The sequence below is a fragment of the Herbivorax alkaliphila genome (assembly GCF_030848475.1).
Lineage (GTDB): Bacteria > Bacillota > Clostridia > Acetivibrionales > Acetivibrionaceae > Herbivorax.
Map to the genome: position 1 here is coordinate 121,654 of NZ_JAVDDS010000005.1, position 7,933 is coordinate 129,586.

Annotated in this window: 5 protein-coding genes; 4 read left to right on the top strand and 1 reads right to left on the bottom strand. The window is 31.2% G+C overall.

The window, feature by feature from the left end; translation table 11 throughout:
• Positions 1-713 precede the first annotated feature (713 nt).
• The 4 genes from RBH29_RS03115 to RBH29_RS03130 all read left to right on the top strand — a co-directional run bounded on the left by RBH29_RS03115 (position 714) and on the right by RBH29_RS03130 (position 7,458).
• Entirely contained in the window at positions 714-2,231 is a 1,518-nt protein-coding gene (locus tag RBH29_RS03115) for a type I restriction-modification system subunit M (RefSeq protein WP_306695063.1), read from the top strand.
• An 18-nt stretch (positions 2,232-2,249) separates the two neighbouring features.
• Entirely contained in the window at positions 2,250-3,509 is a 1,260-nt protein-coding gene (locus RBH29_RS03120; RefSeq protein ID WP_306695065.1) for a restriction endonuclease subunit S, read from the top strand.
• 76 nt (positions 3,510-3,585) lie between these two features.
• Positions 3,586-6,732, top strand: a complete 3,147-nt coding sequence (locus tag RBH29_RS03125; RefSeq protein ID WP_306695066.1) for a type I restriction endonuclease subunit R — start codon at positions 3,586-3,588, stop codon at positions 6,730-6,732.
• Positions 6,733-6,744: 12 nt separating this feature from the next.
• Positions 6,745-7,458 carry a M48 family metallopeptidase gene (locus tag RBH29_RS03130; RefSeq protein ID WP_306695067.1) on the top strand — a complete coding sequence of 238 codons (714 nt, stop codon included), beginning with the start codon at positions 6,745-6,747 and terminating at the stop codon, positions 7,456-7,458.
• A gap of 243 nt (positions 7,459-7,701) precedes the next feature.
• Here RBH29_RS03130 and RBH29_RS03135 read toward each other — a convergent pair.
• Positions 7,702-7,933, bottom strand: a 232-nt coding sequence (locus RBH29_RS03135; RefSeq protein WP_459076751.1) for a hypothetical protein, incomplete at its 5' end; no start/stop codon positions are given.

Consider the following 7,933-nt stretch of genomic DNA (forward strand, 5'->3'; position numbering starts at 1 on the left):
ACTCAATTTAACCACAAATATCAAACTGACTCAAAAAAAACCGCCCCTTTTTAGTAAATTCTGAAAGCCACCTGAAATTTACTGAAAAAAGCAGCAGTTTATCTCTTCTATGATTTACAAACACGTCTATTGAAATGGTACGAATCCATTATTAATAGATGTGATAGAAATCGTCAATACATCAGCATTATCTTAAGGGTTTTTGTAAATTTAAACTTACACTCTCATCAGTTTAAGAGATGATTTCGTAAGTTTAAAAAAACATTATATGTTTACTATTATATTAGTTATAAAAATTAAAGTCACTGCCTGATTTTATAATTCTTTTTGCATATAAAGAGACTTTTGTATATATATTGTTAAAAAAGACAAAAAAACACCCCGTGCATTCCAAAGAAGAGAAGGGAGAATGTCACGGGATTTAGGGGAGTAACTTTTTAAATTACTATAGCCAACTATATAATAAAAATTCTTAAAATAAAAGCTTAATTCAATACTTCTTAAAATTCGACAAAAAATATTAATAAACGCAACAGGGTGAAAAATTTTTCATCTAATGTTTTATCACTATTAAATTTATTAATATCCCTTGTAAAAATTCATACTAGATTTATTGATTCAAGAATTTTAAAAATATCTGTTTATCATTATCTAAACTTGTAGTAAAATTGTACCTGAGTTAAAAAATAATTAGATAAGAGGTAATAAGACTTATGGAGAAACTAACCTTGCAAAAGTTAGAAAGTACACTTTGGAAAGCTGCTGATATTTTACGTGGAAACTTAAGTGCAGCAGAGTATAAAGACTATACATTTGGTCTTTTATTTTTAAAGAGAATGAATGACCAATTTGAATATGAGAAAATTTCTAAGAAGAATGAATTTAAAGAACAGGGAATGGACGAAAAAGAAATAGAGACAATTTTAGAAGATCCAACTATGTATGAGACTTTTTTTGTTCCCTCAAGTGCAAGATGGCATAAATTAAAGAATTTAAACCTTAATATTGGACCTGAATTGGACAAGGCTTTTAAAGGAATAGAAGATGAATCTAAAAATTCTGAACTTGTAGGGGTTTTAACTACAGCAAACTATAATGATAAAGAGAGAGTTCCTGACAAGAAACTGTCTCAATTATTACTGCTGTTTGATTCAATAAAATTAGATGATAACAATCTTGAAAGTCATGATGTACTCGGAGATGCCTATCAGTATTTAATAAAAAAGTTTGCTGATGAAGGTGGGAAAAAAGGCGGGGAATTTTATACACCATCAGAAGTTGTTGCCGTCTTGGTAAACATTTTAAAGCCCCAAGAAGGTGATAGAATATATGATCCAACTGTAGGAAGTGCAGGTATGTTAATTAAAAGTATTCAATACATAAAAGATCATGGAGGCAACTGGAAAAACACTTCCCTATATGGTCAAGAAATTAACCTTTCTACCTGGGCTATTGCAAAAATGAATTTACTATTTCACGATACAAAGGGAACAGATATTCAAAAAGGTGATACAATAAGAGAACCAATGCATCGTGAAGGCGGAGTGTTAAAGACTTTTGACAAGGTACTTGCAAATCCTCCTTTTTCCTTGGACAACTGGGGACATGAAGAGGCACAAGCAGATTCATATCACAGGTTTTTATATGGAATACCTCCAAAATCTTATGGAGACTTGGCATTTGTATGCCACATGGTTGCAAGTCTTAACAGTAAAGGTAAAATGGGAACAGTGGTGCCACACGGAGTTCTCTTTAGAGGTGGCGGTGAAGGAAAAATCAGAAAAGGATTATTAAAGGATGACCTAATAGAAGCAGTTATTGGACTTCCTGCTAATTTGTTTTATGGTACAGGAATTCCAGCAGCACTTCTTATTATAAATAAGAATAAGCCTTTAGAGAGAAAGGGAAAGGTGCTTTTTATTGATGCAAGTGCTGGTTTTGTGAAAAACGGCAATAAGAATAAGCTTCGTGATGAGAATATAGATAATATTGTGAAGGCGTTTGATGAATATAAAGATGTGGATAAATATGCATCGGTAGTTGATTTAGATGCTATTAAGGATAATGACTATAATTTAAATATCAGCAGGTATGTTGATACAACAGAGGAAGAGGAAGAAATTGATATAGAGTTGGTTTTGCAAGATATTAGGGATATAAAGATGGATATAACAGATACTGAAGAGAAGTTGAACGAGTATTTACAAGACTTGGATTATGAGATTATTTAGGGGGCAGGTGAAAAGGACATGAAAAAAGGATATAAGCAAACAGAGTTGGGAGAAATTCCAGTTGACTGGGAAGTTAGGAAGCTAATTAATACAGTTAACAAAAGTGATAAATACTCTTTTATAGGTGGACCTTTTGGATCAAACTTGAAGTCAAGTGATTATACCTTCAAAGGTATTAGAGTGATTCAATTGCAAAATATAGGAGAGGGAAAATTTAATTATGATTATACCATATATACATCAAAAGAAAAAGCAGATGAGTTAATCGGAAGCAATATATTTCCAGGAGATATTATAATTGCAAAGATGGCAGAACCAGTTGCTCGAGCTTGTAAAATACCTAATATTGAAGAAAGATTTTTAATGTGTTCTGATGGAATACGTCTATCAGTTGATAAAAATAAATATGAAACTGATTATATAATTTATTCAATCAATAGCAAATACTTTAGAAAACAAGCTATATCCTGTTGTACTGGAACAACAAGATTAAGAATAGGTTTAGTTGAATTAAGAAAATTATTAATCTTTATACCCCCACTAAAAGAACAACAAAAAATAGCAGATATACTATCTACTGTAGATGAGCAAATAGAACAAACAGATGCTTTGATTGAAAAGACAAAAATATTGAAAAAGGGATTAATGCAGAAGTTACTAACAAAAGGAATCGGGCATACAGAATTTAAAAAAACAGAAATAGGAGAGATACCTTTAGAGTGGGAAGTGAGAAGGTTGGGAGAGGTTTCAGAAATAGTAATGGGACAATCACCTTTATCTTCTTCATATAATGATAAAGGAGAGGGTATACCATTTTTTCAGGGTAAAACAGAATTTGGTGCTTTGAATCCAGTAGTTAAAAAATGGTGTTCCAAACCTACTAAAATATCAAATCCCAAAGATATATTAATTTCTGTTAGGGCACCTGTTGGAGATGTCAATATAAATAATGTTAAAGCGTGTATTGGAAGAGGACTTGCAGCAATTAGAGAAAATAATATTATAAAATATAAATATATTTTTTATTTGCTACTAAGTAGAAAATTACTATTTGAAAAGTACTGCCAAGGAAGCACATTTACTGCAATTAGAACTAAAGATTTAAAAGAGCTTAAAATACCTCTACCTAAAATTGAAGAACAATGTGAAATTTCAGATATTCTATACACTATTGACACAAAAATAGAACAATGTGAAGCAAAAAAAGAAAAACTCCAGACCTTAAAAAAGGGACTTATGCAAAAATTACTTACAGGTAAAATAAGAGTAAAAGTTTAGAGATTGAATAATATTGACAATGCTATTTTGCGGTGATATATTGAAAATAGATTAGATAATTTAGGGGGCATACAGCATGACTCATCTTGGCAATGAAGAAACGCTTGTGGAACTACCAGCAATACATTATTTGCAAGAAAGATTGGGTTATCAGTTTATACATGGAAATCAGCTTACTCCCCAAAAAGGAGAACGGGATTCTGACACAGAAGTAATTTTAGTTAGAAGACTTGAAAAGGCTTTAAAAAAACTCAATCCATGGATGAATATAGACAGTGTCAATAATGCAATTAAGTATCTTACTAGGCCTGAAAATCTAGGTGCTACAATTCTTGAAATTAATGAAAAGATTTATGATGCAGTTGTAAACTTGAATTATTCCATAGAACAAAGTGCTTATGGCAGTCGCAAACGTAAATTTCACACAGTAAAATTTATTGACTGGGATGATATATATAATAATGAGTTTATTGTTACAAGACAGTTTATTGTTAAGGGACAGAGCGAGAAAATTATTCCTGACATTGTTATATTTGTAAATGGTATTCCTGTAGTTGTGCTGGAATGTAAATCTCCTTTTTTAGAAAAAAATAAAAATGAAAACACAGGTAAAACCGAAGCATATGAGCAGCTTAGAAGGTATATGGATTTAAGAGAATCTAACATGGTTGAAGGTGCAAAAAGGCTTTTTTACACCAACTTTTTTACCTGTATTTTAAATAAATATCATGGATATATTGGCACAATAAGTTCTCATTATGGACATTATTTAGAGTGGAAAGATCCATATCCCTTTTTAAAAAATCAAATAGAAAATGTAGACAACAACGGTCAAAACCTTTTATTACAAGGAGTATTGGAGAAAAACAATTTAATTGACATTATGAAAAACTTCATTTTATATGAATCTGATAGTGAATCTGCAACAAGAATTAAAAAGATTAGTCGCTATCAGCAATTTAGAGCAGTTAATAAAGCTCTAGATAAAATTATAAATGGTAAGGATCCTCTTTCAAGAGGTGGTATTATATGGCATACTCAAGGTTCTGGAAAATCTCTTAGTATGGTGTTTTTAGCACGAAAAATAAAAAGAACCGCCCAATTGATGGATGCTACAATTGTTGTCGTAACAGATAGAATTGATTTAGACAATCAGATATATAATACTTTTATACGCACATTATCAGGTATTACAACTCCTGTTCAAGCAGATAGTGTACAACAGATGAAAGAACTTTTATCTAATGCACAACCTCAAATTATAATGACAACAATTCAAAAATTCCAAAGTGAAAAAGAAAAAAGAGAAACATTAAAGGACAGTGTGCAAAAGTCTTCTTTAATTTTGGAAAAAGAATTCCCTGTTTTAACTACAAAGTCAAATGTGATAGTGCTTACAGATGAAGCTCATAGAAGTCAATATAAAAGTACAGCTAAAAACATGAGAAATGCTCTTCCTAGTGCAGTATTTTTAGGGTTTACCGGCACACCTATTGACAGAAAAGATAAGTCCACTAAAAGGACTTTTGGATCTTATATTGATAAATATAGCATACACCAAGCAGTTAGTGATGGGGCAACTGTAAAAATAGTGTATGAGGGAAGAAAACCTGAACTTCAAATTAAAGGTGATACATTAGAAGAACTTTTTGAACAGGCTTTTGAAGATAAATCAGAAGAAGAAAAAGAGACTATCAAGCAAAAGCATGCAAATAAGAGGACAATTGTTGAGTCAGACGATAGAATTATAGATATTTCAAAAGATATGCTAAAACACTATAAAGAGCAGATATATGCAAATGGATTTAAAGCTCAGGTAGTGTGTGTATCTAGAGAAGCTTGTGTTAAATATTATAATGCATTGACACAATATATGAGAGAAATTACAGGAGAACCTCTAGAGGCAAAAATAATATTTTCAAAGGTTTCAAATAATGATAAGCCTCATTTAAAGGAGCATTTTACAACTAAAGCACAGCAAGATGTAATTATAAAAAGATTTTTAAAACCTGCAAAAGATGATAAACTGTGTTTTTTGATTGTAAAGGATATGTTGCTTACAGGCTTTGATGCACCTGTTGAGCAGGTTATGTACTTAGACAGACCCCTAAAAGAGCATAATTTGCTACAGGCAATAGCAAGAGTTAATAGAACATGTGGAGAAGCCAAAAAATGTGGTTATGTTGTTGATTATTACGGCATTACAAATTTTTTAGAAGATGCCCTTGATATATTTGATAAAGAAGAATTAGGACAGCCAATGCAGTCAATAGATGGTATCTACAAGCAAATGCTCTCTTATCGCGAATCTGTTATGGCAATGTTTACTGGAGTTGATAAAAATAATTTGGATGAGCTGGTTAAAGTTTTAGCCCCAGAGGACAAGAGAGCCGAATTTGAACTTGCATATAAAAGGTTTGCAAGTTCAATGGAGCAGATACTCCCTAATCATGTTTCCACTGAAAATATTAACGATTTAAGATGGCTGTCATACTTACGAGCAGCGGCAAAAGCAAGGTTTGAACCTCAAAAGGATTTGGATATATCAGACTGTGGACAAAAGATTAAAGATATCATAAATGAACATCTGCAATCTTTAGGGGTAAAAAGTTGGATAAAGCCAATGACTTTATTTGACCCTGAGTTTAAAGATAAAGCAAATAAATTAAAATCTGATGAATCTGTTGCATCTTCAATGGAACACGCAGTAAAGCATGTTATACAGCTTAAAATGGATGACAATCCAGTATACTATACAAACTTAATGGAAAAGCTTAAAAAAATCTTAGAGGAAACCAAAAATAACTGGACTGAAAGAAAGAAAAAATTAGAAAAGTTTATATTAAAAGATGTAAATACTGGTGAAGTTCATCAAGCTGATGAATTAGGACTTAGTTTAAAAGAATATGCTTTTTTTGAAACTATAAAAAATCATTTGACAGAAAAAGAATCAACTAAAAAGCCTCAAGAAGGAGATGCCGTATATATTGAATCGGGAATAATTGAGCTTTCAAAGGATATAGCCCAAAATGTTTCTTCGATTGTTAGTGATAACTATATGATTGATTGGGTTAACAATCAATCAAAAACTTCTGAAATTGAGAGACAAATTTTTATGCTACTTACTAAGAAATATTTCAAAAAGATTAGCTTAAATGATAGAAAGCATTTAGTACAACCACTTTTACAACTTGCTAAAAAACATTTTGCAAATATAGAATAGAGGAAATTCAAAATGCAGTCATGTGTTAAATTTGGAACGAGAATAATAAAATATGATGTGTCACATAAAGATAGAAAAACAATGGAAATAAGTGTTGAACCACCTGATAAGGTATTTGTAATTGCACCATGCGGAACTGATGAAAAAATTATACAAAAGAAAGTTAAAAGTAAAGGTTCTTGGATTGTGCAAAAGCTTTTTACTTTTAAAAGCATGGAGTATAGAAAAATACAGAGAGAATTTGTAAATGGTGAATCTTTTATGTATTTAGGGCGTAATTATTCTTTGCAAATACATATTAATGATAAAATAAAAAATGCTGATGTAAAATTATATAGAGGAAAGTTTTATGTAACACTTCAAAAAAAAGATGAGAAATTAATTAAAAATGCAATGAAAAACTGGTATAGAGAAAAGACTTCAGAAAAAGTCATGGAGAGAATAAAGTACTATGAGCATTTCTTTAGGAAAAAAACAACTGGTGTAAAGGTTAGAGATCAACAAAAGCGTTGGGCAAGCTGTACCTCAACTAATGAGTTATTATTTAACTGGCGCTGTGTAATGGCTCCTTCCCACGTACTAGACTATATAGTTGTTCATGAAATGTGTCATATGTATTATAAAAACCATTCTAATGAGTTTTGGGATATGATTTCAAATGTACTTCATGATTATGAAAGACGCAAAGAGTGGCTTAAAAACTATGGTGTCAGAATGGACTTATGACTTTTAGCAATAGCTTTTTAAAAAAAATATCCCGTGCATTCCAAAGAAGAGAAGGGAGAACGCTACGGGATTTAGGGGAGTAACTTTTTAAAAATTACTATAGTCACTATACATCATAAATTCATAAAATAAAAGCTTAATTCAATACTTCTTAAAATTCGACAAAAAACACTATTAAAAGCAACAGGGCAAAACCATAACTAGGGTAACCACGGGGACTGTCCCCGTGGTTATTTTAATAGGTTAGTTACGTGTATCATCATACATAGAACCTTTTACTGTAACTTCAATATAGTCTAAAGGATATACACCTCTTAGAGTACCTAATGAACTGTAGCTGTGATTTGTATTTGAAAGGTCTATATCTGCCAGCCATGCCTCTACATAATACTCATCATCCGGCATGTTCACATGGGTATATATATTTCTATTGTCCTCGTTTATTGAAATGACAACCTCTGTATTTTCAACTATT